The 26,533-nt window shown below is 67.1% G+C and carries 24 protein-coding genes; 14 read left to right on the top strand and 10 right to left on the bottom strand.

Translation table 11 applies throughout. The features are described 5' to 3' along the window. Positions 1 to 49 precede the first annotated feature (49 nt). The 3 genes from LDO14_RS08410 (at position 50) to LDO14_RS08400 (ending at position 2,092) form a co-directional block, all read left to right on the top strand. On the top strand, positions 50 to 403 hold the full coding sequence (locus LDO14_RS08410; protein WP_223994769.1) for a hypothetical protein: 354 nt from the start codon (positions 50 to 52) through the stop codon (positions 401 to 403). A 140-nt stretch (positions 404 to 543) separates the two neighbouring features. Further along, the gene (locus LDO14_RS08405; RefSeq protein ID WP_018769669.1) at positions 544 to 972 is read left to right on the top strand and encodes an OsmC family protein; all 429 of its coding nucleotides are present in this window, start codon (positions 544 to 546) and stop codon (positions 970 to 972) included. Positions 973 to 1,099: 127 nt separating this feature from the next. Continuing rightward, complete coding sequence (locus LDO14_RS08400) at positions 1,100 to 2,092, top strand: IS481 family transposase (RefSeq protein ID WP_223994767.1); 993 nt, start codon at positions 1,100 to 1,102, stop codon at positions 2,090 to 2,092. Between the two features lie 110 nt (positions 2,093 to 2,202). On the opposite strand, the gene LDO14_RS08395 is transcribed toward LDO14_RS08400, so the two are convergent. Continuing rightward, positions 2,203 to 5,745 (bottom strand): S41 family peptidase, encoded by a 3,543-nt coding sequence (locus tag LDO14_RS08395; RefSeq protein ID WP_223994765.1) that lies wholly within the window; start codon positions 5,743 to 5,745, stop codon positions 2,203 to 2,205. A 73-nt stretch (positions 5,746 to 5,818) separates the two neighbouring features. Between LDO14_RS08395 and LDO14_RS08390 the strand changes: the two genes are divergently transcribed. Then, positions 5,819 to 6,721 carry a TIGR01777 family oxidoreductase gene (locus LDO14_RS08390; protein WP_223994763.1) on the top strand — a complete coding sequence of 301 codons (903 nt, stop codon included), beginning with the start codon at positions 5,819 to 5,821 and terminating at the stop codon, positions 6,719 to 6,721. Here the strand turns inward: LDO14_RS08390 and LDO14_RS08385 are convergent. After that, complete coding sequence (locus LDO14_RS08385; RefSeq protein WP_018769666.1) at positions 6,718 to 8,406, bottom strand: serine/threonine-protein kinase; 1,689 nt, start codon at positions 8,404 to 8,406, stop codon at positions 6,718 to 6,720. The two genes, LDO14_RS08390 and LDO14_RS08385, sit on opposite strands and share 4 nt — an antisense overlap. A 136-nt stretch (positions 8,407 to 8,542) precedes the next feature. Here LDO14_RS08385 and lipB point away from each other — a divergent pair, with 136 nt between their 5' ends. The 5 genes from lipB to LDO14_RS08360 all read left to right on the top strand — a co-directional run bounded on the left by lipB (position 8,543) and on the right by LDO14_RS08360 (position 12,579). Next, the gene (gene lipB / locus LDO14_RS08380) at positions 8,543 to 9,211 is read left to right on the top strand and encodes a lipoyl(octanoyl) transferase LipB (RefSeq protein ID WP_018769665.1); all 669 of its coding nucleotides are present in this window, start codon (positions 8,543 to 8,545) and stop codon (positions 9,209 to 9,211) included. Continuing rightward, a complete protein-coding gene (lipA, locus tag LDO14_RS08375; RefSeq protein WP_223994761.1) occupies positions 9,208 to 10,227 on the top strand; it encodes a lipoyl synthase in 1,020 nt (339 codons plus the stop codon). The genes lipB and lipA overlap by 4 nt, the downstream gene beginning before the upstream one ends. Before the next feature lie 86 nt (positions 10,228 to 10,313). Beyond that, positions 10,314 to 11,066, top strand: a complete 753-nt coding sequence (locus LDO14_RS08370; protein WP_018771547.1) for a DUF4191 domain-containing protein — start codon at positions 10,314 to 10,316, stop codon at positions 11,064 to 11,066. A gap of 160 nt (positions 11,067 to 11,226) precedes the next feature. Then, a complete protein-coding gene (locus LDO14_RS08365; RefSeq protein WP_018771546.1) occupies positions 11,227 to 11,580 on the top strand; it encodes a DUF3817 domain-containing protein in 354 nt (117 codons plus the stop codon). Between the two features lie 102 nt (positions 11,581 to 11,682). Then, positions 11,683 to 12,579 (top strand): DMT family transporter, encoded by an 897-nt coding sequence (locus tag LDO14_RS08360; RefSeq protein WP_018771545.1) that lies wholly within the window; start codon positions 11,683 to 11,685, stop codon positions 12,577 to 12,579. A 36-nt stretch (positions 12,580 to 12,615) separates the two neighbouring features. Here the strand turns inward: LDO14_RS08360 and LDO14_RS08355 are convergent, their stop codons facing one another. After that, positions 12,616 to 13,053 (bottom strand): RDD family protein, encoded by a 438-nt coding sequence (locus LDO14_RS08355; protein ID WP_223994759.1) that lies wholly within the window; start codon positions 13,051 to 13,053, stop codon positions 12,616 to 12,618. A 283-nt stretch (positions 13,054 to 13,336) separates the two neighbouring features. Between LDO14_RS08355 and glnA (LDO14_RS08350) the strand changes: the two genes are divergently transcribed. Continuing rightward, positions 13,337 to 14,761: a type I glutamate--ammonia ligase gene (gene glnA / locus LDO14_RS08350; protein ID WP_223994757.1), complete on the top strand. Its 1,425-nt coding sequence runs from the start codon at positions 13,337 to 13,339 to the stop codon at positions 14,759 to 14,761. Between the two features lie 275 nt (positions 14,762 to 15,036). On the opposite strand, the gene LDO14_RS08345 is transcribed toward glnA (LDO14_RS08350), so the two are convergent. From LDO14_RS08345 to glnA (LDO14_RS08335), 3 genes are read right to left on the bottom strand one after another with little or no spacing between them, the layout of a single operon-like run. Further along, the gene (locus LDO14_RS08345; RefSeq protein ID WP_223994755.1) at positions 15,037 to 15,582 is read right to left on the bottom strand and encodes a GNAT family N-acetyltransferase; all 546 of its coding nucleotides are present in this window, start codon (positions 15,580 to 15,582) and stop codon (positions 15,037 to 15,039) included. Then, on the bottom strand, positions 15,572 to 18,583 hold the full coding sequence (locus LDO14_RS08340; protein ID WP_223994753.1) for a bifunctional [glutamine synthetase] adenylyltransferase/[glutamine synthetase]-adenylyl-L-tyrosine phosphorylase: 3,012 nt from the start codon (positions 18,581 to 18,583) through the stop codon (positions 15,572 to 15,574). Before LDO14_RS08340 ends, LDO14_RS08345 begins: the two co-directional genes overlap by 11 nt. A gap of 9 nt (positions 18,584 to 18,592) precedes the next feature. Next, positions 18,593 to 19,933: a type I glutamate--ammonia ligase gene (gene glnA, locus LDO14_RS08335; RefSeq protein ID WP_026266112.1), complete on the bottom strand. Its 1,341-nt coding sequence runs from the start codon at positions 19,931 to 19,933 to the stop codon at positions 18,593 to 18,595. 276 nt (positions 19,934 to 20,209) lie between these two features. On the opposite strand from glnA (LDO14_RS08335), the gene panB reads away from it, so the two are divergent. Beyond that, positions 20,210 to 21,130, top strand: a complete 921-nt coding sequence (gene panB, locus LDO14_RS08330; RefSeq protein WP_223994751.1) for a 3-methyl-2-oxobutanoate hydroxymethyltransferase — start codon at positions 20,210 to 20,212, stop codon at positions 21,128 to 21,130. A gap of 48 nt (positions 21,131 to 21,178) precedes the next feature. Here the strand turns inward: panB and LDO14_RS08325 are convergent, their stop codons facing one another. Continuing rightward, complete coding sequence (locus LDO14_RS08325; protein WP_018771538.1) at positions 21,179 to 21,343, bottom strand: hypothetical protein; 165 nt, start codon at positions 21,341 to 21,343, stop codon at positions 21,179 to 21,181. Positions 21,344 to 21,465: 122 nt separating this feature from the next. Between LDO14_RS08325 and map the strand changes: the two genes are divergently transcribed. Further along, positions 21,466 to 22,344, top strand: a complete 879-nt coding sequence (gene map, locus LDO14_RS08320) for a type I methionyl aminopeptidase (RefSeq protein ID WP_134164394.1) — start codon at positions 21,466 to 21,468, stop codon at positions 22,342 to 22,344. A 108-nt stretch (positions 22,345 to 22,452) separates the two neighbouring features. After that, complete coding sequence (locus LDO14_RS08315; protein WP_134164395.1) at positions 22,453 to 23,256, top strand: polyphosphate--glucose phosphotransferase; 804 nt, start codon at positions 22,453 to 22,455, stop codon at positions 23,254 to 23,256. Positions 23,257 to 23,307: 51 nt separating this feature from the next. Here LDO14_RS08315 and nrdR read toward each other — a convergent pair whose 3' ends face one another. From nrdR to LDO14_RS08300, 3 genes are all read right to left on the bottom strand, one after another. Further along, positions 23,308 to 23,811: a transcriptional regulator NrdR gene (gene nrdR, locus LDO14_RS08310; protein ID WP_018771535.1), complete on the bottom strand. Its 504-nt coding sequence runs from the start codon at positions 23,809 to 23,811 to the stop codon at positions 23,308 to 23,310. Positions 23,812 to 23,951: 140 nt separating this feature from the next. Continuing rightward, positions 23,952 to 25,325: a histidinol dehydrogenase gene (gene hisD / locus LDO14_RS08305; RefSeq protein WP_134164396.1), complete on the bottom strand. Its 1,374-nt coding sequence runs from the start codon at positions 25,323 to 25,325 to the stop codon at positions 23,952 to 23,954. 4 nt (positions 25,326 to 25,329) lie between these two features. After that, the gene (locus LDO14_RS08300) at positions 25,330 to 25,851 is read right to left on the bottom strand and encodes a hypothetical protein (RefSeq protein WP_018771533.1); all 522 of its coding nucleotides are present in this window, start codon (positions 25,849 to 25,851) and stop codon (positions 25,330 to 25,332) included. Positions 25,852 to 25,977: 126 nt separating this feature from the next. Between LDO14_RS08300 and LDO14_RS08295 the strand changes: the two genes are divergently transcribed. Next, positions 25,978 to 26,478 carry a flavin reductase family protein gene (locus tag LDO14_RS08295; protein ID WP_018771532.1) on the top strand — a complete coding sequence of 167 codons (501 nt, stop codon included), beginning with the start codon at positions 25,978 to 25,980 and terminating at the stop codon, positions 26,476 to 26,478. Positions 26,479 to 26,533 lie beyond the last annotated feature (55 nt).

Below are 26,533 nucleotides of genomic sequence, written 5' to 3'. Positions count from 1 at the left end.
GCGCGTGGCTTTGCTACGGGCCGTAGAACTGACTGGCTAAGCTGGAGCCATGAATATTCTCTTCAACATCCTGGTTTTCCTGCACGTGGTGGGAGCCGCCATGATCGTGGGCTACTGGATCGCCACGATGCGGACGCCCGCCGTGCACCCCCGCCAGCGTGACGGCGCCTTCCTGCAACTGCTGACCGGCATCGCCATGATGGGCATCCTGCCGTTCCTGCCGGACAAGGATCCCAACTACGCCAAGCTGGGCATCAAGTTCGTCATCGCCGTCGTGGTCGCCGTCCTGGCTGTCATTGGGACACGCAAGGCCAAGAACGGCCAGCCCGTCTCCACCGTGCTCGCCCATGGCGTGGGCGGGCTGGCCCTGGTCAACATCGCCATCGCCACCATCTGGCAGTAACCGCTCCACCCCGGGGACCCCGGTCATAATCCTCTGAGAGCGGACAATCCGTGCACCGGAGGTGCCTGGTCCCTAGGATGGAAAACGGTGGGTCCGGCCGCGGGTGCCGGGCCCGGATCGAATCGACGCTGAGGAGAGACATGGCTACAACACGCAACGCCCACACGGTATGGACCGGAAGCCTGACCGAGGGCTCTGGCAACACCACCCTGGACAGCTCCGGCCTGGGCACCTTCGATGTCACCTGGAAGGCGCGCACGGAGGCTGCCGGCGGAAAGACCAGCCCCGAAGAGCTGATCGCTGCAGCCCACTCCGCCTGCTTCTCCATGGCCTTCAGCCACGAACTCAGCCAGGCGGGATTCACGCCGGAGGAGGTCAACACAAGGTCCGAGGTTGGCTTCCAGCCCGGCACCGGCATCACCGGCAGCCACCTGACCCTGGAGGCCCGCATCCCCGGCATCTCGCAGGAAGACTTCCAGCGCATTGCCGAAGCCGCCAAGAAGGGTTGCCCCGTGTCCCAGGCCCTGGCCGGCATCGAGATCACCCTGGACGCCACCCTGCAGTCCTAGGTGTACTGCCCAGGGACGTTGGTTCGGTGAATGTGATGACTCGCTGGAGTCGTTGAGCCAAAGGTGAGGACCTCCGGTTGCACAGTGGAGTTGCTTAGACAACCGCTGCAGCGATCAGGAGGTCCTCATGTCCCACGCTAATGCCGCTTTGACTCCGCGCCAACGTTTACGCGTCGCGCGTCTGGTCGTTGACCACGGCTGGCCGGTATCGCGGGCTGCCGAGCAGTTCAACTGCTCCTGGCCGACCGCGAAACGGTGGGCGGCCCGTTACGCCGCGATGGGTGAGGCCGGTATGGCTGATAGGTCCTCCCGCCCGTACCGGGTGGCCAACCGGACGCCGCAGCAGCTGGTGCGCAAAGTTGTGCACCTGCGCTGGAAGCAACGGCTGGGACCGGTCGCGATCGGGGCGAAGCTGGCCATGCCGGCCTCGACCGTGCACGCGGTCCTGGTCCGGTGCCGGCTGAACCGCCTGCATCACGTGGACAAGCGCACCGGAGAAGTCATCCGCCGCTATGAGCACGTGACTCCCGGAGCGATGATCCATGTGGATGTGAAGAAGCTCGGCAACATCCCCGACGGCGGCGGCTGGCGCTACGTCGGGCGGCAGCAAGGCAAGCAGAACCGTGCTGCGACTCCGTCAAAGCCGCGCAGCAGACACCGTAGCCCGCTGATCGGGACCGCCTACGTACACACGGTCATTGACGACAATTCACGGGTCGCCTACGCGGAGATCCATGGCGATGAAACAGCGGCCACCGCAGTAGCAGTCCTGCAAAGGGCTGTGTCCTGGTTCGCTGCCCGCGGCGTCATCGTGGAACGGGTTCTCTCTGACAACGGGGCGGCCTACAAATCACATCTCTGGCGGGACACCTGCCAAGAACTGGGGATCACGGCAAAGAAGACCCGGCCATATCGCCCGCAGACCAACGGCAAGATCGAACGCTTCCACAGAACCCTTGCCGACGGGTGGGCCTTCAAGCGCTTCTACGCCACGGAATCAGCCCGCAGAAACGCCCTCCCGGCATGGCTGCACCACTACAATCACCACAGGCCCCACACCGCAATCGGAGGCCACCCGCCCATCAGCCGCTTAACCAACCTGCCTGGGCAGTACACCTAGGCCACGCCGGTCTTGAGCGCATGATCTGAGCGCCACCGTCTGCACAACGCAAAGGCCCTGCCTTCCGGGCAATCCCGGAAAGGCAGGGCCTTTGCTGTTGCCGGTGAAGGCTAGCTCTCCTGCCGGCGGTCGGGCAGCGGAGCGGGCTTCAACCGGCGGTAGCCGGAACGCGCCGGCGGCCGGTCGGTGGGCAGTTCCTGGATCATTTCCTTCAGCGCCCCAATGCCGTACTCCAATTGGGGATCGCGCCCCGCGGCGTAGGCGTGCGGCGGGAAGTTCACTTCGATGTCCGGATCAACGCCGTAGTTCTCCACGCTCCAACCCACGCCGCCGCTGAACCAGTTGGCATAGCGGGGCTGGGTGACGCCGGTGCCGTCCGCCAGCGCGAACCGGTTGTCGATGCCCACCACACCGCCCCACGTACGTGTTCCGATGACCGGGCCGATGCCACGCAGCTTCGAGACCTGGGTGATGATGTCGCCGTCGGACCCGGCAAACTCGTCCGCGAGGATGATCACGGGCCCCCTGGGTGCGTGGTGGGGGTAGGTCCGCGGCTTTTCCCCGCGCGGCATGCTCCATCCGGTGACCTTGCGGCCTATCAGTTCCGCAACGAGCTGCGATGTGTGTCCCCCACGGTTGCGGCGGACATCGACGATCAGGCCGTCAAGAGCTGTTTCCGTATCGAGGTCGCGGTGCAGCTGCGCCCAGCCGTTGGCCATCATGTCCGGGATATGCAGGTAGCCAAAGGTTCCGTTGGACGCTTCCCGGACGGTGCGCCGGTTGCCGGCAACCCATTCCTGGTAACGCAGCCGCTCCTCATCCTTGATGGGCACGACGGCGACCCGGCGCTGGGTGCCTTGGGCACCGCCGTGCCCCGGGCCGTTGAGGAGGGTCAGCTCCACGGCACGGCCGGCCGCTCCCACCAACTGCATGGCCGGGGTAACGGCTCCGGACAACGGGACGCCGTCAATGGCCAGCAGGATGTCTCCCGCCTTGGCCCCAACCCCGGGCCTGGTCAGCGGGGAGATGGCAAGCGGGTCGGAGGACTCGCCGGCCAGGATGCGGCTGATTTCCCAGCCGTGGGCAGTGTGCGCCAGGTCTGCGCCCAGCCTGCCCTGTCCCCGGCTGCCGCGTTCGGTAACCGGAGCGGGGCGCACGTACGCGTGCGATGTCCCCAGCTCGCCGTGCAGTTCCCACAGCAGGTCCACCAGGTCATCGTGGGAGCCCAGCCGCCCGACCAGGGGCCGGTAGCGGGCGTGGATGGATTCCCAGTCCTGCCCCGCCATGTCCTCGGTCCAGAAAAAGTCCCGCTGCAGGCGCCAGGCTTCATCGAACGCCTGTCCCCAGACGCTGAGCGGGTCCATCAGGACGCGGATGCGGCCCAGGTCCACTTTGACTGCCTTGCCGGAGTCCTCGTCCGCCTTGGCGTCAGAAGGCACCACGGTGACCTGTTTGTCGGAAACCAGTACCACCTTGCTGCGGTCGCCGGAGAGCCGGTAGCTGTCTACGGCGTCCACCAGGGTGGTCTGCCTGCGCCGTCCGATGTCGTACCGGACCAGGCTGGGGCTGGCGTCCTTGTCCTCCTGGCTGGCCTTTCCGTCGCCGGTCACGCCGGCCAGGGCTGAGTCGAGCCAGAGGAGGGCGCCGTCAACGGCCTTCAGCGAGCTGTAGTTGCCCTGCGGCACGGGAACGCTGATGACGCGGTGCGCCAGGCCCTCCGCGTCCACGTGCACGGCAGGCACGGCATCATCCCGTGCTTCGGCGCCGGCTGTGGCATCCGCGTCCGTTGTGGTTTCCGGCCCGGCGCCCGCGGGATCAACGGAAGGGCCAAAGGGCGACGGCGTCTCCGCGGCGAGTGCCACGAGGTACGGCTTGATGGGGCTGGGGAAGGAGAGGTCGAACGAGTGTCCGTCGTACACGGGATCGAAGCTGCGGTTGGACAGGAAGGCGAGGAACTTTCCGTCCGGGGTGAAGGCGGGCGAGGCGTCGCGGAAGCGTCCGTCGGTCACGTCCACCGGTTCGGCATCGAGCTGGTCAACGGTGGCCAGGCGCAGCCGGCTGCGCGAGCCAAAGGACGTGACCGGTTCAGACCAGGCCAGCCAGCGGGAGTCCGCCGACCATGCCAGCTCGGAGATGCTGCCTTCGCCAATGCTGGCCACCCGCGAGAGATCTCCGCTGCGGGTGTCCAGGACGTGCACGTCGCCAAACGAGGTGCCCAGGGCAACCCAGCGGCCGTCGGGGCTTGCTTCCAGCGAACTGGCGCGTGACGGCGTGGGGGCGGTGATGCCTGGTTCTGCCTCGGGTTCCTGGGCGTCGGCCGCGGGGGCCGGGGCCTGCGGTGCAACATCTGCCTGCTGTTCGTCGTCCGCGGGCACGTGGACGGCCCCACCGGAAAGCACTGCCGCGCCGGACGCGGGAACAGGCTGCGGCAGGCTGACCGTTTCCGGCCCTGCCGCGCCGGCCTGTGCCGTATCGGCGGGAGCGGGATTTTCAGAATCGGGAGTTTCAGAGATTGCGCCGGCCTTGCCGCCGCTTGCCGGCGCGTGCCCGGCGCCGTGCGGTACTGGAGCGGCAATGTCCTTGATATGCAGTGCCTCCACGCCGTCGTGGTCCGCGATGTAGGCGATGCGGCCATCCCCCAAGGGCCGGGGAAGCCGGGCCCGCACTCCCGGGGTGGCCTCGATGATGCGGGACGGCCCGTCCTTGTGCCGCAGCCAGTGGATGGTTCCGTGCGACTCCACCGCGCTGGCGGCCCCCGCCGCATCCGGCGCCACCGCGCCGAGGTGCTTGACGGCATCAAGGAGGGCGGGACGCCTGGTCTGCGATGCCGAGCCAAGGGTGATGTCCAGCTTTACAGCCTCCGAGCCAAGATCATTCAGGACCCAGAGTTCGCCGGCTGATTCGAAAATGACGCGCTTGCCGTCCGAGGCGGCGTGCCGGACGTAAAAGTCCTGGTGGTCGGTGTGGCGCCGCAGGTCCTGTCCGTTGGGAAGGACCGAGTACAGGTTGCCGTAGCCTTCGTGGTCGGACAGGAAGGCAATCCGGCCGTCCACCCACAGGGGATCGGTGAGGTTGCCGTCAACGTCCGGCAGCAGCCGCTCGAACTCCCCGTTGCCGTCGCGGTCGATCCACAGTTTTCCCGCCGTCCCGCCACGGTACCGCTTCCACCAGGCCGGTTCGCGGGACAGCACGCTGGCCAGCACCACGGGACGTTCGTCGCCCACCTCGGGGCCAAATGCAACGGATTCCACCGGCCCGTAGGGGAGCTCCTGCGCCCAGCCGCCCTCCAAAGGGACACTGTATGCGTGGGTGTGCCGGCTTTCGGCCTGGCGGAAGGCGCTGGTGACCACCACCGAACCGCCGGCAGTGAATCCCTTGACCTTCGTGGTGCTGTGGCCAAAGTAGGTGAGCTGGCGGTACCCGCCGCCGTCGACCCGTGCCGACACAACTTCCGGCGCCGTTCCCTGCACAACCGTCCAGACCAGGCGCTTGCCGTCCGGGGTGAAACGCGGGTTGCGGGCAGGAAGCTGGAGCGACGAGACGCGCCACGCGCGGCCGCCGTCCAGGGGCGCAATCCACACGTCGTCCTCGGCCACGAAAGTGACCAGATCGCCGTGCAAATGCGGGAAACGGAAGTAGCTCGAAGAGGTCATCGTTCGATCATAGTCAACCCCTCCCCTGCGCCGCGGGAGGTACACAGCCCTTGCTGCCGTGGTGAGATGGACCATGCATATCGTCATGGCCGGCGCCTCCGGGCTCATCGGCAGCTCCATGTCCGCAGCCTTCCGCAGCGCCGGCCATTCGGTGGTGTCCCTGGTCCGCCGGCCGCCTGCCGGTGCCACCGAAATCCGCTGGGATCCGGCGGCCGGTGTCCTGGACCCCGGCGTCCTTGCCGGGGCAGACGCCGTCGTCAACCTCGCAGGTGCCGGAATCGGCGACAGACCCTGGACGCGGAAGCGGGTGGCGGAGCTGTTCAGTTCCCGGCTGGGGCCCACCAGGACACTGGTGCAGGCCATGGCACAGCTGGATGCCCCGCCGGCAACCTTCATCAGCCAGTCGGCGTCCGGCTTCTACGGCGACGCCGGCAATACTGTCCTGCGTGAAGACGCACCCGCCGGTTCCGGGACTTTGGCGCAGATCTGCGTTGAGTGGGAGCAGGCTGCGCTGATGGCGCCGGCAGGGGTACGCGTGGTGACGCCCCGCACCGGGGTGGTGTTCAGCCGTTCCGGTGGCGCGCTGGGAAAGCTGCTTCCACTGCTGCGCCTGGGAGTTGGTGGTCCGTTCGGCAACGGCCGCCAGTTCTGGCCCTGGGTAACGCTTCCGGACGTTACGGCCGCCTTCCTCTTCCTCCTCGAAACACCGGTCTCCGGCGCAGTGAATGTGAACGCGCCGGAGCAGGCGAACGTCAACACGATCGTCGCGGCGCTGGCCCACGCCCTGCACCGGCCCGCCATACTCAGGGTCCCGGCCCCCGTGCTGCGCACCGTGATGCCGGGCCTCGGCGAGGAATTGCTGCTGCACAGCCAGCGGATGGAACCGGCAGTCCTGTCCTGGGCCGGATTCCAATGGCAGCACGGGCGCCTGGAAGACGCCGCCCGCTGGGTGGCCGGCCAGGACCCCGCCGCCTAGCCCGGCCCTTCCCCGGACGCGCGGACCGCCAGAATGTCGCTGACCCGCCATTGGCCGTCCACGAACACCAGGACCAGCCGAAGCCGCCGTTCCGGGCTGGGAGCCCCCGCTGCCAGCACAGCACCCGCCGCATCGAGTGTTTGGTACCCGGAGGTGGCCGATGTCACCGCCAGCACCGCCCGGTCCGGGGTCCCGCCGTCTTCGGCCGCCACCCCGGACAGCGTGCTGGTAAATCCGGCGAGGCGGTGCCCGGAAGGGTGGAGTTGGCCGGCGATGCGCTCGTCGGCGGCAGCTGCAGGTGACCCGGCGGCGTTCACGTCCCCCAGCAGCTCCAACCTGCCTGCTCTGAAGGCATAATCCCGCAGCGCCGCCAGCCCCTGCACGGCAACCACGGGATCAGTAGCCCTTGCCCGCTGCCGGGCCTCGTCAACGGAACCAACCGCTTCCGTCCCGCCGGCAACAGTCCCGGATGCGGCTGCGGACACCGGCGGCCGACCGGCTGCGGGACCATCCGGCCCCGCCCCTTGGCCCGCCCCCTGGCCGGCGGCCGCGGACAACCACCATATTCCGGCTGCCAACGCAGCAACTGCCGGCATGACTGCACTCACCACCACCCGAGTGCCCCGGCCGGCAACAGTCCCATCCGCGTGCCTTCCGCGCGGCGCAGGCGCCGCGTTTGACGGCGGCAGGGCGCTTGACTGCGGCAGGGCGGTGTTCGGCGCCGGCACCGGCCGCGCTGGCCAGCGCCAGGTTTCCATCCGGCGGCGCATGCCCTGGAGTTTCATGCGAAGGCTGCCGCCCTTGGACGGACCGGGAACGTGCCGCCGTGTCAGCAGCTCTGGCAGGACGGTGGGATGGACGGCATCGGAGAGGTCCACCGGCTGGGGTTCGGCGCTGCGGTAAACGGCCGCGGCCAGCGACACCGCGTCAGGGCGCAGCCTCCGGTCCTCGTTCAGTCCTGCTTCCAGGGCAGCCGCCAGATCCTTGGGGACACCTGGAACCAGGAGGGACAACGGCGGACGATCGGCAGTGCGGCCGGGCGCCTCACCCGTGAGGCAGAACCAGCCCAGGGCCGCCGCGGAGAACACATCGCGTCCTGGCTGGAGGCCGGCGCGGACGGCGTCCACGGGGGAAGGATCCAGGAATCCGCCAGTTCCAAAGGTCGCCGCGCTGCCCGGGTCGCCGAGCATCCTGGCGACGCCGAGGTCAGAGAGCATGGGCTTGCCCTGCCCGGTGAACAGCACGTTCCCGGGCGAGACATCCGAGTGCGTGAAGCCTTTTCCATGCAGGTAGCCCAGGGCCTGGAAGATGGGAGTCAGGACGGTAACCGTCTCGCCTACGGTGAGCCTGCCACGGGCAGACACCAACTGGGCCAGCGAGCCGCCGGCGGCATAATCCATGGTCAAGGCCGTACCGCCGCCGGGCCCTGCCACCCGGACCACGTCGTGCGCCGTGATGAGGTGCTGGTGGTCCAGGACCGACAGGATCCGGATCTCCCGCCGCACATCCTCTTCGCTGACGGCCGTGCTGCCCAGGGACCGGCGGCCTGCGCCGCGGAAGCATTTGAGCGCGCAATCCCTGCCGGTCCTTTGTTCCCTGGCCAGCCACACGTCGGCACTGCCGCCCCGGCCCAGCAACCTGCCGACGTCATAACCGGGAACCTCCGGCGCCTGTGCATCGTCCATACTGCATGTCTAGTCGAGTTTCGGCCCTGCTGCAGAAGTTATCCACAGGCGGGGCCGCCGCGGTCACAAAGCGGGGCGCCGGTGAGCTTGGACACTAAACCGGGCCGGTGCGGCTGCGGGGTCTAAGCTGGATGCCATGACTCTTGAGTTTTCACAGCTGGGTCTTGCCCCTGACTTCGTTGACTACATGGAAGGCTGGGATGCCCAGCGCGAACTCCATGACAAGGTTGTCTCCGGAGCTGCACCCAGCACAGTCCTGCTTCTGGAGCACGCCGCCGTCTACACGGCCGGCAAGCTGACCGAGGACCATGAGCGGCCGTTTGACGGTACGCCGGTGGTTGCGGTGGACCGTGGCGGCAAACTCACCTGGCACGGGCCGGGCCAGCTGATTGCCTACCCCATCCTGAAGCTTAGGAACCGCGCAGGCATCCGGGATTACGTGGAGCGGCTGGAAGACATCATGATCACGGTCATGGCGGACTATGGCATCAAGGCCGAACGCATCAAGGGCCGGGCCGGCGTGTGGATCAAGGCTGACGCCAAGGGCCCCGACCGCAAGATCGCCGCGATCGGCATCCGGGTCCTGAACGGCGTCACCATGCACGGCATTGCCATCAACTGCAGCAACGACCTGGCACCCTACGGCCAGATCATCGCCTGCGGCATCACCGACGCCGGCGTGACCACCATGTCCCTGGAAACAGGCCGGGACATTCGGCCCGCGGATATCGTGGACCGGTTCGTGGAGGAATTCCACAAGCATGAAGAAGCATTGGTTTCGAGCCCTGAAGGAGCTCTACTGTGACATTGGCACCTGAAGGCCGGAAGATGCTGCGGATTGAGCAGCGCAACGCTGCGGTCCCGGTGGAACGCAAACCGGAGTGGATCAAGGCCAAGGTCCAGATGGGCCCGGAATTCGTCCAACTCAAGAACCTGGTGAAAAAGGAAGGCCTGCACACCGTCTGCGAAGAGGCCGGCTGCCCCAACATCTTCGAATGCTGGGAAGACAAGGAAGCCACCTTCCTGATCGGCGGCTCCGAATGCACCCGCCGCTGCGACTTCTGCCAGATCGACACCGGCAAACCCTCACCCCTGGACCGGTTCGAACCCACCAAGGTGGCCCGCTCCGTCCAATCCATGCAGCTGCGCTACGCCACCGTCACCGGCGTCGCCCGCGACGACCTGGAAGACGAAGGCGTCTGGCTCTACGCCGAAACCGTCCGCAAAATCCACGAACTGAACCCCGGCACCGGCGTGGAACTGCTCATCCCGGACTTCTCCGGCAAACCCGAGCACATCAAGGCCATCTGCGACTCCGCCCCCGAGGTCTTCGCGCACAACGTCGAAACCGTGCCCCGGATCTTCAGGCGGATCCGCCCCGCGTTCCGCTACGACCGCTCCCTGGACGTCATCACCCAGGGCCGGAACCTGGGCATGGTCACCAAGTCCAACCTCATCCTGGGCATGGGCGAAACCCGCGAAGAAATCAGCGAAGCACTCCGCGACCTCCACGCAGCCGGCTGCGACCTGATCACCATCACCCAGTACCTGCGCCCCTCCGAACGGCACCTGCCCGTGGACCGCTGGGTCAAACCCCAGGAATTCGTGGACCTCCAGCACGAAGCCCAGGAAATCGGCTTCCTCGGCGTCATGTCCGGCCCCCTGGTCCGCTCCTCCTACCGCGCCGGCCGGCTCTGGGCCACCGCCATGCGCAAAAAAGGCCGCGACATCCCCGCCGAACTCGCCCACATCGCCGACGGCATCCAGGACTCCGGCACCACCCGCCAGGAAGCCGCCACCCTCCTGGCAGCACATTCCTGACCTCCTGCCATGAACTGGCCAAGGGCCGGACGCCGGAAGATTCCAGCGTCCGGCCCTTGGCTTTTGTCACGTAGAATTGAGGCACTATGGCGAAATCCCCTGACTCCAGCAACTCCACCCCGTCTGGCTCGAGCGCGGTGAAGCGCGGCCTCTTCACGCGCAAGCCGAAGGAAGCAAAGGCCAAGAAGCCCAGCAGGCTTAAGCAGATCGGCGAGGTCTTCACCATGACCCGCCGCCACGACCCCATGGTTCCGTGGCTGATGCTGCTGGCGTTCCTGGGCGTTGTGGCGGTGAGCTTCCTGGTGGGCTTCTGGTTGGACAACTGGATTACCGGCCTGATCATCGGCATTCCGCTGGGCCTGCTGGCGGCCACCTTCATCCTGTCCCGCCGCGCCGAACGCGCCGCCTTTGCACAGATCGAAAACCAGCCCGGCGCCTCCGGCGCTGCCCTGGGCACGCTTCGCCGTGGCTGGATCACCGAGGAACAGCCCGTGGCGGTCAATCCGCGCACGCAGGATGCCGTGTTCCGCGCCGTGGGCCGGCCCGGCGTCGTCCTTGTCAGTGAAGGCCCCGCCCACCGCGTGAAGCCGCTGCTCGATGCTGAGCGCAAGCGCCTGGCGCGCATCCTGCCCAACGTTCCTGTGCACACCATCCAGACCGGGCACGGCGAAGGCCAGGTGCCGCTGAGCCAGGTGGCCAAGCACATGGGCAAGATGAAGAATGAACTGACCAAGCTGGAAGTCAGCACCGTGTCCAAGCGCATCGCCTCGATGGGTACCCGGCTTCCCATTCCCAAGGGCATCGATCCCTACAAGGCCCGTCCCAACCGCGGACGCTAGCTGGTGGGAACGCCCCGGTACCGGCACTGCCGGCCGGGGCGTTTTTTCTTGCGCCCCAACCGCTTGCCCGAACCGCTAGCCTAAACCGCCTGCGCGCCTTAACGGCGCACCCCTTCCCCCACTGCCGGACCCAGACATCCACCCATGACAGGACGTGACCATGAACCCGAGGACAACCGTCATCCGCGCCTTCCGTATCCTCGCAGTGGCCGAGGCCTGCAGTTGGGCCGCGCTCCTGGCCGGGATGTACTTCAAATGGATCGCCGGAACCACTGAGCTTGGCGTCCAGGTGGCGGGACCTGTGCACGGCGCGCTGTTTGTCGGCTATGGGGTTGCCGCGCTGATGCTGTGGCGGGTGCAGCGCTGGCCCTTCATGGTGGCTCTGCTGGCGGGCGTCTCCGCCGTCTTCCCGTTCGCCACCCTCCTTTTTGAGCGCTGGGCCGGACGGCGCGGTTTCCTCAGCGCCCCGGGGGCGGAAGCGCCTGCCGCTGAACTTGCGTCCAGCCGGGCGTAGGCGGACGCATCACTGACCGTGGACTCCTCTGATGCAGGACTGCAGGCACAGCCGTCAGCCAAGGGAGGGCCGTCCTCCCCACGCGCCCAGGGCCGTAAGCGAATGGTCGCGGTCCTCTCCCTCCTGGGGGCGACGCTGTTCTGGGCCGGCAACTATGTGGTGGGTGCGGGCGCCGTCCAAAGCATTGAACCCCTGAGCCTGGTTCTCCTGCGCTGGGCCATCGCACTGGTGCCGCTGCTGGTGATAGCCCGGCTTGTGGAGCGGCCAGACTGGCGGTCGGTCCTGGCCGCCTGGCCGTGGCTTCTCGCGCTCAGCGTGTGCGGGCTGCTCGGCTACAACCTCCTGCTGTATGTCGCCCTGCAGCACACCGATGCGTTCAACGCCTCGCTGATCAACGCCTTCAATCCCGCTCTCATCACGCTGGCTGCCGCCGTTTTCCTGCGCGAACGGCTGACACCGTTGTCGGTCGCCGGCGTCCTGATGGCCATGGCCGGCGTCCTGATCGTGATCAGCGGAGGGGATGCCGGCAGGCTGCTCTCCGCCGGTTTCGGGACCGGCGAAGTCCTGATGGTGGGCGCCGTGGTTGTCTGGACGGCGTACACAGTCATCGGCCGCCTGGCCCCCAAAATCCCGCCGATCACGGCCACAGCTGTCCAGGCAGCGGCAGCGGTGGCCCTGCTGGCCCCGGTCCGCTTCCTGACAGGCGGACTGGCCCTCCCCTCAACCGGCAGCGCGCTGGCGTCCCTGCTGTTTATCGCCGTCTTCCCGTCGGTGCTGTCCTACCTGCTCTGGAACCGCGCCCTGACGGTCCTGCCCGCCGGTGGCGCAGGGGTGTTCCTCAACCTCATCACGGTCTTCACAGCAGTCCTCACCATCCTCGCCGGGCACGTCCATACAGCGGCGCAACTGGTGGGCGGCGCCATCGTGATCGGCGGCGTGGTCATCACCAACGCGCCGGCCTTCCGCCGGCAGCGCAAGGACCGGAAAGTGAACGGCTAAGGAAATCGGCGGACGCGCAGAAGGGGCACGCGGTGCTCAGCGGCGGATGAGGAGCGTGTTCATTGCCTTGTCGTGAAGGCCGCGCTGATCCGGATCGAAGATCACGGCGGGGATGACCAGGCAGAGCAGCACGGCCCTCACCAGGGCCGCAAGGGGTCCGGGGGTGCCGCCTCCCGGCTTCACCACGGCGATGCCCATAACCCGGTGCCCGATGCTGTATCCGAGTGTTCCCACCAGCAGGATCTGCTCAATCGCGAAGACCGTCAGGGTGGCCCAGGAGTCACCGGCAAAGGCAAAGTTGCTGATCAGCAGGGCGATCCCCCAGTCGATGCAGATTGCTGCGATCCTGCGGCCCGCCCGGGCAATGGAGCCCGGACCGGACTCCGGAAGGCCCAGCCGCTCCCCCGGATATTTGGAAATACCGGAGGTGTCCGGTCCGCTGAGCCAGGACCCAATGTCTTTGCGATCTACCACCGTCCAAGCTTACCGATCCCCGGCACGGCGGCGCGCCCACAGTGTGGATAGGACTCGACCACAGTGTGGACGGAAGATAGCGTGGTCATAGCAGGGCATTCTGTAACCTGCCCGAAACAAAGCGGACACGGACGGGAAATGCCGCATCCATAGTCTGTTAGCAGTTTCAAGCAATCCCCCGGCAGGTACGCAGCAGGGAAAACCCCGCGTTCTCCCTGCTTTTGGATTGCGCTGGATCATGTGGCTTGCATGCCAGATATTTACATATGCGTTAGGAGCATAGATGTTCAAGACTGCGGACGAAGTCCTCAAGTTCATCAAGGACGAAGATGTAAAGTTCGTCGATATCCGCTTCACCGATCTTCCGGGCGTCCAGCAGCACTTCAACGTCCCCGCCAAGAGTGTTGACGCTGATTTCTTCGTCAACGGCCAGCTCTTCGACGGTTCCTCCATCCGTGGCTTCCAGGGCATCGCCGAATCTGACATGCAGCTGATCCCGGACGTCACCACCGCGTTCCTGGACACCTTCCGCATGGAGAAGACCCTCGCGCTGAACTTCTCGATCGTCAACCCGCGCACCGGAGACCCGTACCACCGCGATCCCCGCGGCGTAGCCGAGAAGGCTGAGGCCTACCTGGCTTCCACCGGCATCGCCGACACCGCGTTCTTCGCCCCCGAAGCTGAGTTCTTCGTGTTCGACAACGTCCAGTACCAGTCCTCCCCGCAGGGCAGCTTCTACAAGATCGATTCCGAGGAAGCCTACTGGAACACCGGCCGCGAGGAAGAAGGCGGCAACCTCGGCTACAAGACGGCCGTCAAGGGCGGTTACTTCCCGGTTGCTCCCCAGGACAAGCAGGCTGACCTGCGCGACGCCATGTGTGTTGCCCTGGACGAAGCCGGCCTCGACGTCGAGCGCAGCCACCACGAAGTTGGCTCCGCCGGCCAGGCTGAGATCAACTACAAGTTCACCACCCTGACCCACGCTGCGGATGACCTGCAGAAGTTCAAGTACGTCATCAAGAACACCGCTGACGCGTGGGGCAAGTCGGTCACCTTCATGCCGAAGCCGGTCTTCGGTGACAACGGCTCCGGCATGCACTGCCACCAGTCGCTCTGGAACGGTGGCGAGCCGCTGTTCTACGACGAGAAGGGCTACGCCGGCCTGTCCGACACCGCCCGCTGGTACATCGGTGGCCTGCTCAAGCACGCCTCCGCCGTCCTGGCCTTCACCAACCCCACGGTGAACTCCTACCGCCGCCTGGTCAAGGGCTTCGAGGCTCCGGTCAACATGGTGTACTCCCAGGGCAACCGCTCTGCCGGTATCCGTATCCCCATCACCGGTTCCAACCCGAAGGCCAAGCGCATCGAGTTCCGCGCTCCGGACCCCTCCTCCAACCCGTACCTGGCGTTCGCTGCGCAGCTGATGGCCGGCATTGACGGCATCCGCAACCGCATCGAGCCGCCGGCTCCGATCGACAAGGACCTCTACGAGCTCCCTGCCGAGGAAGCCAAGGACATCCCCAAGGCTCCGGGCACCCTGGAGGAAGCACTGGAGGCCCTGCGCGAGGACAACGAGTTCCTGCAGGCCGGTGGCGTCTTCACCCAGGACCTGATTGACACCTGGATCGAGTACAAGTACGAAAACGAGATCCGCCCGCTGTCCCTGCGCCCGAACCCCTACGAGTTCGAGCTCTACTACGGCGTCTAGTTCCAGCCCTGCCCAGCAGGAATCCTGAACAGTAAAGGGCGGCCACCGGTGATGAACCGGTGGCCGCCTTTTGCGTTGCCCGTTCCTTCAGTGGCACGGGCGGCAGCTGTTGGGTGGGGGCCCGGCTCCAGACGTGCTGAGACCGGGAGCCGGCCCCCCTGACGAATGCCCCCCGGAACGAAGACTGTCCAGCCTTCCCCCCAACAAGGTTGGAGAACACCGCCAATCCACATGATCGGGCAAACGCTTGCTAAGCGCAATGCCGGTACGGAGAGTTACGCCGGTACCGTTGCCGAAAAGCTGCGGAACATGGTTCGTTGGGGCCCTGCCGGCCCGCCGGTATACGGTCCCGAGTCGACGAAGCCGGCGTGGCGGTAGGCGGACAGGGCCCCAGGGTTTTCCTGGTTGACGGACAGTACGACGCCGGACTCGCCAGTTTGGTGCCGCGCGGTGAGCTTGCGTCCGGCCTCCACAGCGGCGGCGGCAGCGAGCGTGCCCAGGCCCCTGCCCTGGTGGGGCCGGTCGATGAGGAACCCGCGCAGCAGCCATGCTGAGTGGTCGTCAGGCCAGCCTGCAAGCGTTGCCGCCCCGGACTGCAGGGTCAACAGGCCGACGGCGCTGCCTCCGGCCTCGACCACGTACGGCCGTCGTGATTCTTCCTCCAGTCCCGCAAGGGCCATCCGCAGCGGGTCGCCGACGAAGCGGTCCTGGCCCGGCACCAGCGACATTTCCGCGATGGCGCCCAGCTGGATGGCGCGGGCGTCCGAATCAAGGTCCCGCAGCGGGACCAGCCAGACCCACGGCGCTGGTTCAGTGCCCATAGAAGAGGCGTTCAAAGACTGCCCTGGCCCGGCGGCTCACCCTTAGGTAGTCCTCCTCCAGCGCGGCGGCGCGGCCCGGTTCATAGCCGCACCAGCGGGCCACAGCCTCGAGATCGCGGCGCGAGGAGGGCAGGACGTCCGAGGCCTTGCCGCTCCAGATGACATTGGCTGACCGGATACGGCTGGCAAGCCGCCAGGCCTCGGCGAGGAGCCGGGCATCGGCGCCGTCCAACAGGCCCAGTTCCGCCGCGGCTGCCAGGGCCTCCAGGGTGGAGGTGGTCCGGAGCTCCGGATGCTTCCCGGCGTGCTGGAGCTGCAGCAGCTGCACCAGCCACTCGACGTCGCTGAGGCCGCCGCGGCCCAGTTTGAGGTGGCGTGCGGGGTCGGCGCCGCGCGGCAGCCGTTCGGACTCAACCCGCGCCTTGACGCGCCTGATTTCGCGCACGTCCTGCTCCGGGACGGACTCCGGGTACCGGATGGGATCGATGAGCCTGATGAAGTCAGCGGCCAGGGCGTCGTCGCCGGCCATGGGGCGTGCCCGCAGCAGGGCCTGCGCTTCCCAGATCAGGGACCAGCGGCGGTAGTACTCGGCGAACGAGTCCAGGGAGCGCACCATGGCCCCGTTCTTGCCCTCGGGCCTGAGGTCGGCGTCCATCTGCAGGACACGTTCCGCCATGATGGCAGGCTTCAGCGGCTGCGTGAGCAGGCTGGATACCTTGGCAACGATGCGGGCGGCCTGTTCCTGCGCCTCCGCTTCGGAGAAGCCCGGCAGTGCGCGGTGGACGTACATGACGTCGGCGTCGGACCCGTAGCCGATCTCGCGGCCGCCCTGGCGGCCCATGGCCACCACCAGCACCGTGGTCTTGAGCGGGCCGCCGGCGGAGACAATGCCTTCTGCCACCCGCAGGGCACCCAGGACGGCGGCGCGGTCCGTGTCGGCCAACGCCCCGCCTACCCGTTCCTGGTCAAGGAGGCCGGCGGAATCAGCGATAGCGATGCGCAGGATTTCGCGCCGCCGGATCAGGCGGATCAGGCGCATGGCGCTTTCCGGGTCCGCGTGCCGTGCCATCTTCGCGGTGATTTCCTGCCACTGGGCCTCGAAGCCCAGCGGCACCAGGTCCTTGTCCTGTCCCAACCAGGCGACGGATTCCGGCGAAACTTCCAGGAGGTCTGCGATCAGCCGCGAATTGGAGAGCATGTGGCACAGGCGCTCGGCCGCGGCGTTGGAGTCCCGGAGCATGCCCAAGTACCAGTGCGTGGTGCCCAAGGCCTCGCTGACGCGGCGGAAAGCAAGAAGGCCGGCATCCGGGTCCACGCCTTCCGCGAGCCAGTCCAGCAGGATGGGCAGGAGCTGGCGCTGCAGGGCGGCCCGGCGGCTTACCCCGGCCGTCAACGCCTCAATGTGGCGCATTGCCCCCTGGGGGTCCCGGTAGCCGAGGGCAGCCAGCCGTCCCTGCGCTGCCTCGGGCGTGAGCCTGGCGTCCTCGCTGCTGAGCTTGGCCGCGGTGTTCAGCAGCGGCCGGTAGAAGATGCGCTCGTGCAGTTCACGGACGGAACGCTTGGTGCGCTGCCATGCGGACAGCAGGGAGTCCGGGCTGGGCCGCTCGTTGGAGAAGGGGCCCAGCACGGCTTTGGCCAGTGAGCGCAGCGCAGGCTCCGCCACGGGCATCAGGTGGGTGCGGCGCAGCTGGAACAGCTGGATCCGGTGTTCCAGCAGCCGGAGGTAGCGGTAGGCGTTGTCGAAGGCGGCAGCGTCGGAACGGCCGATGTACCCTCCGGCTGACAGCGCGGCGATCGCGGAGGTGGTGTCCCGCCGTCGTAATGTCTCATCCGCCTTGCCGTGCACCAGCTGGAGCAGCTGGACGGTGAATTCGACGTCACGCAGGCCGCCCCGCCCCAGCTTGATCTGGCGCTGCTCCTCGGCGGCCGGGATGTGCTCGGTGACCCGGCGGCGCATCGCCTGGACGGACTCGACAAAGCCCTCGCGGCCGGCCGAGCTCCAGATCAGCGGCGCCACGGCGTCCTCGTAGGCGCGGCCCAGGGCGGCGTCACCGGCAATGGCACGGGCTTTGAGGAGCGCCTGGAATTCCCAGCTTTCCGCCCACCTGGCGTAGTACGTCTCGTGGGAGGCGAGGGTGCGGACCAGCGGCCCCGATTTGCCTTCGGGCCGCAGGTTCGCGTCCACCTCCCAAAGTCCCGGCTCCCTGGCCACTGATGAAATGGCCCGCGAGATCCCGCTCGCCAATGCCGTGCCGATGGTGTTGGCGTGGGCGTCCTCCAGGCTGCCGGCGTCCACCACGTAGATGACGTCGACGTCGGAGATGTAGTTCAGCTCCCGGGCGCCGCACTTGCCCATACCGATCACCGCAAGGCCGACGTCGGCCACATCGGCAGCGCTGTGCTGCTCCGCGGCCTCGGCCCGGGAGACGGCGAGGGCAGCCTCGATGGCGGCAGCAGCAAGGTCCGCCAGTTCACCGCCCACCGATGGCAGGAAGTCCAGCGGATCCGCGGCGCACAGGTCCTTGACGGCGAGATCGACGAGTCCCCGCCGGTAGGCGGTGCGCAGGGCGGCATAGGCGTCCACGCCGGTAACGGCGGCCACGGGACGGGCCGCCCGGGGGTCGGCCCCCACGGATTGCAGGAGCGTGGCGCGCAACAGCCCCGGGTTGGCCGGCAGTGGCTCGGGACTGGCGCGGACCTCGAAGGCCTCCAGGTGCTCGGGGTGCCGGATGAGGAACTCCCCCAAAGCCTCCGAGGCCCCCAGGACCCGGTACATCGGTTCGCTGGCCTCCGGCTCGGCGTCCGCCAGCTCCCGCAGCTGCGGGTGCTTTTCGATCAGCCGGACCAGGGACTGCAGCGCGGTATCCGGACTGGCCGCAAGGTGCAGCCCGGCAAAGAGCCTGTCCTGGTCCAGGCCCTCGAGTTCGCGCGCGGAAAGGAACCGTTCGCCCTTCTCCAGGTCGCTGAATCCGGCCGCGATCAGGCGGCGTGCCAGGCTCACGCCTGGCACCTAGAGGATGCCGAGGTTGCGCTGCAGCTCGTAGGGCGTCACCTGCAGCCGGTAATCCTGCCATTCGGCGCGCTTGTTGCGCAGGAAGTGCTCGTAGACCTGCTCGCCCAGGATCTGCGGCATCAGCTCCGAGTCCTCCATGGAGCGGATGGCGTCGTGCAGGCTTGCCGGCAGCGGATCGTGGCCCATGGCGCGGCGCTCGGCCGAGCTGAGCGACCAGACGTCGTCCTCAGCGGCTGCCGGCAGCTCGTAGCCTTCCTCAATGCCCTTCAGCCCTGCACCGAGCAGGACGGCATAGGCAAGGTAGGGGTTGGCCGCGGAATCGATGCCGCGGTACTCGATGCGGGCGGACTGGCCCTTGCCCGGCTTGTACAGCGGCACGCGGACCAGGGCGGAACGGTTGTTATGCCCCCAGCTCAGGTAGCTGGGAGCCTCGCCGCCGCCCCACAGGCGCTTGTAGGAGTTGACGAACTGGTTGGTGACTGCCGTGAACTCGGGGGCGTGCTTGAGGATGCCGGCAATGAACTGGCGGGCCGTCTTGGACAGCTGGAACTCGGCACCTGCCTCGAAGAACGCATTGCTGTCCCCCTCGAACAGCGAGAAGTGCGTATGCATTCCGGAACCGGGGTGGTCGGTGAACGGCTTGGGCATGAAGGTGGCGTAGGTTCCCTGCTGCAGGGCCACCTCCTTGATGACCGTGCGGAACGTCATGATGTTGTCCGCGGTCTGCAGTGCGTCGGCGTAGCGAAGGTCGATCTCGTTCTGGCCGGGACCGCCTTCGTGATGGCTGAACTCCACCGAGATTCCCACCGATTCCAGCATGGTGACGGCGGTGCGGCGGAAGTCCTGGGCCACGCCGCCGGGAACGTGGTCGAAGTAGCCGCCCTCATCCACCGGCACGGGTGCGCCGTCCGGACCCGGCTCCTGGGACTTGAGCAGGTAGAACTCGATCTCGGGATGCGTGTAGCAGGTGAAGCCCATGTCCGCGGCCTTGGCAAGGGTCCGCTTGAGGACGTTGCGCGGATCAGCGGTGGAGGGCTCGCCGTCGGGAGTCAGGATGTCGCAGAACATGCGTGAGGTCTGCTCCGTCTCGCCGCGCCACGGCAGGATCTGGAAGGTTGCCGGGTCCGGCTGCAGCAGCATGTCCGATTCGAAGACGCGCGCCAGGCCCTCAATGGAGGAACCGTCGAAGCCGAGGCCTTCCTCGAACGCTCCCTCGACTTCCGCCGGCGCCAGCGCCACGGACTTCAGCGAACCCACGACGTCGGTGAACCACAGCCGCACGAAACGTACGTCGCGCTCTTCGATCGTGCGCAGGACAAATTCTTGCTGGCGGTCCATGATGGCCTCTTCTCCGGTCAACGTTCATGCTCCGGGGCCCGCGCAAAGGGGAAAGCCGGCAGCAGTTCATCATCACTGTACTAATCATTCGGCGCCGATGCTTGAGCCTGCGCCGTGCGTAACACAGCATTAACCTGTTCGGCCGCCCAGGCCGCCCCCCGCCCCGGTCTCCAGCGCCCTTTGGCGCCCGTCCAAAGCGCCGCTATGACGCTAATCACCTTTGACCGGCGCCGCCCGCGGTAGCTAGGACGCCGGGTACCGCACTACGCTCATCCCATGGCCTCCAGCAACAGCTCCGACTCCAGCGCGTCCGCAGAAGTACCCGCACCTTACGGAAGCGGCCCGGGCACAGCGGCTGCGGCCCCGGCTGCGGCCCCGGCCCCGGCCCCGGCGGAACGGAAGCCGGCAAAGGTCCGCATCCACCACCTGCAGCAGGCCAAGAACGACGGCACCAAGTTCGCCATGCTTACCGCGTACGAGCAATACACGGCCGAGATCTTTGACGCAGCCGGCATCGAGGTGCTCCTGGTTGGCGATTCGGCGTCGAACAACGTGTTCGGCAACGAGACCAGCCTTCCGGTGACCGTGGACGAACTGCTCCCCCTGTGCCGGGCCGTCGCCAGGACCGCCAAACGCGCCCTGGTGGTGGCGGACCTTCCGTTCGGCAGCTACGAGGTCAGCGCCGAACAGGCCGTGGCCGCCGGTGTCCGTTTCCTGAAGGAAGGGCTGGCCCACGCCGTGAAGATCGAGGGCGGGAAGTACTACGCTCCAACGGTCCGGGCCATGGTGCAGGCAGGCATTCCGGTCATGGCCCATATCGGCTTCACCCCCCAAAGCGAACACGCCCTGGGCGGGTACCGTGTCCAGGGCCGCGGCGACGATGCCCGGCGCCTGATTGACGACGCCGTCGCGCTGGCGGACGCCGGGGCATTCTGCGTGCTGATGGAGATGGTGCCTGCCGAAACAGCGGCGGCGGTCGACGCGGCAGTGAGCGTTCCCACGGTTGGCATCGGTGCCGGCAAGGCGACGACCGGCCAGGTGCTCGTGTGGCAGGACATGGCCGGCCTGCGGGGCGGCCGGATGGCCAAGTTCGTCAAGCAGTACGCGGACCTGCGCAGCACATTGCTCGACGCCGCCACCGCCTATGGCGAGGACGTCCGGTCAGGCCAGTTCCCCGGCCCGGAGCACTCGTTCTAAACCCGCCCGGGTAAGCCGGCTGCAGCGCGGCCGGACGCACCCAACGGGTCAGTCGTCGTCGCCCTTTTCCCAGGCCTCGTTGCGCGCTTTGACCTTTTCCAGGGCGTGTTCGGCTTCCGCCCGGGTCTGGTAGGGCCCAATGAGCTGGCTCCAGTCCGACATCCGGTCCTCTTCCACCTCGTGGGTCTTGATGTTGAACCAGTACTCAGTCATCGTTGCTCCTCGTTCCGGCGACAGGGAAAGCCGGGGGTGATCCACGTAACACAAACACTTACGCGTGCCCTCCGCCGCTTGTCGGTTGTTAGGCGTTCTGTGGTGCCTTATATGATCAATCTATGCCTTCCCTTGCCTCGACTGCACCCATTGGCACCCTGACCCCGGGTACCGTGAGTCCGCAGCGTCCCGTCCCGGCGTCCATCCCCCGTCCGGAGTATGTCGGCAAGCCCGCCCCGGCCAAGTTCACCGGTTCCGAGGTCAAATCCGCGGAGACCATCGAGAAGATCCGGATTGCCAGCAGGATCGCGGCCCAGGCCATCGTTGAAGTGGGCAGGCACATCCAGCCGGGCGTCACCACGGACGAGCTGGACAAGGTGGGCCACGAGTTCCTGCTGGACCACAACGCCTACCCGTCCACGCTCGGTTACCGCGGATTCCCCAAATCGCTCTGCTCGTCCTTGAACGAGGTCATTTGCCATGGCATTCCGGACAGCACGGTGGTCCAGGACGGCGACATCCTGAACATCGACATCACTGCCTACATCAACGGCGTCCACGGCGACACCAACTTCACCTTCCTGGTGGGGAACGTTGACGAGGAATCACGGCTGCTGGTGGAGCGCACCAGGGAGTCGCTGAACCGCGCCATCAAGGCCGTGGCGCCCGGACGCGAGATCAACGTCATTGGCCGTGCCATCCAGTCCTACGCCAAGCGGTTCGGCTACGGCGTGGTGCGCGACTTCACCGGCCACGGGGTTGGCGAGGCATTCCACACCGGGCTGATCATTCCGCACTATGATGCCGCGCCTGCGTACAACACGGTGATCGAGGCCGGCATGGTGTTCACCATCGAACCGATGCTCACCCTGGGCACCGTGGAGTGGGACATGTGGAGCGACGACTGGACCGTGGTCACCCGGGACCGTCGGCGCACCGCACAGTTCGAGCACACCCTGCTGGTCACCGAGACCGGCGCCGAAATCCTCACCCTCCCGTAACCCGGCCATGCCCGCACGGGCATGCTGCCGGCGCAGACCGGACACCTGTTACCGGCCGCGCAAGCGGCCCCTTTTCCTGCCCGCCCCTGTCACACGAACGGAATCCCATTGGCCAAGAAGGACGAAAAACCGCACAAGAACGCACCGCTGATCGGCATCGACATCGGTGGCACGGGCATCAAGGGCGGCATTGTCGACCTGAAGAAGGGCAAGCTCCTGGGTGAGCGCTTCCGTGTGCCCACGCCCCAGCCCGCCACCCCGGAGGCTGTGGCCGAGGCCGTGGCCCTGGTGGTGGCCGAGCTTTCTGCGCGCCCCGAGGCTCCTGAAGCCGGCTCTCCCGTGGGCGTGACGTTCCCGGGGATCATCCAGCACGGCGTGGTCCATTCGGCCGCCAACGTGGACAAGAGCTGGCTGGACACCGACATCGATGCCCTCCTTACCGCGCGGCTGGGCCGTCCCGTGGAGGTCATCAACGACGCCGACGCCGCCGGCCTGGCCGAAGCACGCTACGGTGCCGGCGCCGGCGTGTCCGGCACGGTCCTGGTCATCACCCTCGGTACAGGCATCGGTTCGGCCTTCATCTTCGACGGCAAACTGGTCCCCAACGCCGAGCTGGGCCACCTTGAAATTGACGGCTTCGACGCCGAATCCAAGGCATCCGCTGTGGCCCGGGAACGGGACGGGCTGTCATGGGACGAGTACAGCGTGCTGCTTCAGCGCTACTTCTCCCACGTGGAGTTCCTGTTCTCGCCGGAACTGTTCATCGTGGGCGGCGGAATCTCGAAGCGCGCGGACGAGTACCTTCCCAACCTCAAGCTCCGCACCCCGATTGTCCCGGCTGTCCTGCGCAACGAGGCAGGCATTGTGGGCGCCGCCCTGGAAATCGCCCTGAAGCACAGGCTGGCCAAGTAGGAGTGGTGCCGGTGGCGGCTGCGGCTTCCCCTCCGCTGCCGCCACCGGAGTCTAGAGGGGGCTCTTCTCGGAGCTCTTGGCGTTGCCGGCCGGGCCTTTGGCGTCCTCTTCGGCCTCGTGGCGGAGCAGGGCGATAGCAGTTTCGAAATCCTCAAGGGACTCGAACGCCTGGTACACGCTGGCAAAGCGCAGGTACGCCACCTTGTCGAGTTTCTGCAGTGGTCCAAGGATCACCAGGCCCACCTCGTGGGCATCGATTTCGGCTGCACCGGACGCCCGGATTTGTTCTTCGACTTCCTGGGCCAGCATGGCGAGGTCATCCTCGCTCACGGGGCGGCCCTGGCAGGCCTTGCGGACTCCGTTGATGACCTTGCTGCGGCTGAAGGGTTCGCCCACGCCGGACCGCTTGATCACGGAGAGGCTGGTTGTTTCCACGGTGGTGAACCGGCGGCCGCATTCGGGGCACTGCCGGCGCCGGCGGATGGCTGAACCGTCATCCGCCATCCGGCTGTCCACCACGCGGGAATCGGGGTTGCGGCAGAACGGGCAGTACATGTCGTTCCCCCTTTTTCGCTTGTGGTGTGCAAGATTCCTAGGAAGCCATCAGCACCGCCGGGGGGCAATGCTGTGGCGCCTCCCAGTTTACGGGCACATGTGGGGTAATAACAATCCTGTAATTACTACATGTAGTGGTGTCACCCCTGGTCGGGGAACCGCACCGTGACGGCGTCGCCGTGGGCCGGAAGGTCCTCGGCCCGGGACAGGCTCACGATGTGCCCGCTGACCTCTGCCAGGGCTTCCCGGCTGTAGTTGACCACCTGGATGGCGCGCAGGAAGGTGGTGACGTTCAGGCCCGAGGAAAAGGCGGCGGTGCCACTGGTAGGCAGCACGTGGTTGGAGCCTGCGCAGTAGTCGCCCAGGCTCACCGGGCTGTAGTCGCCGACGAAGATTGCCCCCGCATTGCGGATCCGTGCAGCCACGGCTGCGGCATCGCGGGTCATGATTTCCAGGTGCTCGGCCGCGTAGGCGTCGCAGGCAGCGATCCCCTGCTCCAGTCCGTCCACCAGCACGACGCCGGACTGCGGGCCGGACAGCGCCTCCCGGACCCTCGCCGAGTGTTTGGTTGCAGCGGCCTGAAGCTCCAGTTCAGCGCGCACGGCCGCGGCCAGCTCTTCCGAATCGGTGATCAGGACCGATGCGGCCTTGGGATCGTGCTCGGCCTGGCTGAGCAGGTCTGCGGCAACCAGCGCCGGCTGGGCGGAGTCGTCGGCCAGGATGGCGATTTCCGTGGTTCCCGCCTCGGAGTCGATTCCAACAACGCCCTTGACCAGCCGTTTGGCCGTGGCGACGAAGATGTTCCCGGGCCCTGTCACCACATCGACGGGCTCCAGCGCGGGACCGGCCGGTGAGGCTTCGACGCCGTACGCGAAGGCGGCGATGGCCTGCGCACCGCCGATGGCATAGACCTCGGTGACGCCCAGCAGCGCCGCTGCGGCCAGGATGGTGGGGTGCGGCAGGCCGCCGAACTCCTTCTGCGGCGGTGAGGCCAGGGCAACGGATTCCACGCCTGCCGCGAGTGCGGGCACGACGTTCATGATCACCGATGAGGGGTACACGGCAAGGCCGCCGGGAACGTACAGCCCCACCCGCGCCACGGGGACCCAGTTCTGGCTGACGACGGCGCCGTCGCCAAGTTCGACGTCCACGTTGCGGGGGCGCTGGGCGTCAGCGAATTTCCGTGCCCGGCTGATCGATTCCTCCAGCGCGGCCCGCACCTCCGGTTCCAACTGGGCCAGCGCTGCGTCAATCGCCTCCCTGGGGACCAGCGGGTGGTCCTGGGCCACGCCGTCGAACCTTTCCGCCAAGTCCGCCAGCGCCGCAAAGCCGCGCTGCCGGACGGCGGAGATGATCTCCAGGACCTTTTCTTCGGCATCCGCCACGGTCTGGCCCTTGGCCCGGGGAACGGCGGCGCGCAGGGCTGCGAGCGTCAGGTTGCGGCCGCGAAGGTCGACGGTGCGGAAATCGACGGCGGCTGCCGCGGGGGCGGGAAACTCCGGGAAAGTGGTCACCGGACTATTTTACGGGGCCGTTCGCGCCTGCCTGTTCCGTCCCCTTCTCCCGGGGCTTCCTGCCCGCCCCGCCGAACAGTTCCAGCACGAAGACCGACATTGCCGTGGCGGCAGGCCACAGCAGCAGCACCGGCCACGCCCGGAGGGAAAAGGCGATGCTGGCGTTCGCCGACGCATCAACAGCAGGTCCCAAGAGCCGGCCTGCAAAAACCCCGGTCCCCCAGGCGAGTACACTGCCTGCCAGCGCTCCGGCAAGGCCGGTCAGCAGGGCCGCCTGCGGGTCCGCACGCCTGCCATCCGCCAGGAACACGGCCAGGAGGCAACCGGCCAGCACCAGGATCCCTGCCAGGGTGAGGTCGCGCGGAAGCCACACCAGGGGAACCGTGCCCGACGCCAGGGCGGGATCCCGTGTAACCAGGTTCAATCCGCCCGGCGCCAGGAGCCACCACAGGATGCCTGCCGGAATTCCGGCCGCCGCCGGAACCAGCAGCAGGGACCAGGGCAGCCGCCGTGCGGAGTTTGTCATGCATCACACCTTAACAAAGGTTCCTGCCAGGTGATCCGGCCACGCAGTGCGTGCGGCTGTTCTCCGCCCCGGCCGCGGGCCAATAGGCTTGGAGGAAGAGTTACACCACTTAGTGCAGGAGTTCCGGTGACCGACAGCAGCGAGCCGTTCGAGCAGACGTTCAGGGAGATGTTCCGCCGCCACGCCGCGGGCGTTGCCATCATCACCGTGAACTACCAGGACGAGCCCTACGGCTTCACCGCCACCTCGGTGGCGTCGCTGTCCGCCAAGCCGCCCCGGTTCACGTTCAACATGGCACGCAGTTCAAGGTCCTGGCCGGCCGTGGCCAACACCCAGTACCTGGGTGTGCACATGCTGGGGCTGGAGAACCAGGAACTGGCCGCCCGCTTTGCCCGCCCGGGCAACCGCTTCGAAGGCAACCACTGGGAGATCGGTCCGCACGGTGTGCCCATTCTGAAGGACGTCGCAGGGTGGCTGATCGGCGAGGTGCAGATGCGGCTCTCCTTCGAGAACAACGCGGTGGTGGTGGTCCAGGTGGTGGACGGCCAGGTGGGCGGCGAGGGATCACCCCTGCTGTACCACGGCGGCGCCTACGGGCAGCCCATGCCGCTGGATTACGAAATCTAGGCGCGGCACGCAGCCCCACCCCCGCCCCCAGCCACGAACCCGGGCAGGGCACGAC

The sequence above is a fragment of the Arthrobacter sp. NicSoilB11 genome (assembly GCF_019977375.1).
In the GTDB taxonomy this organism is placed as follows: Bacteria; Actinomycetota; Actinomycetes; order Actinomycetales; family Micrococcaceae; genus Arthrobacter.
Note: the sequence above shows the minus strand (reverse complement) of the source record. Positions and strands in the feature narration are given on the sequence as shown.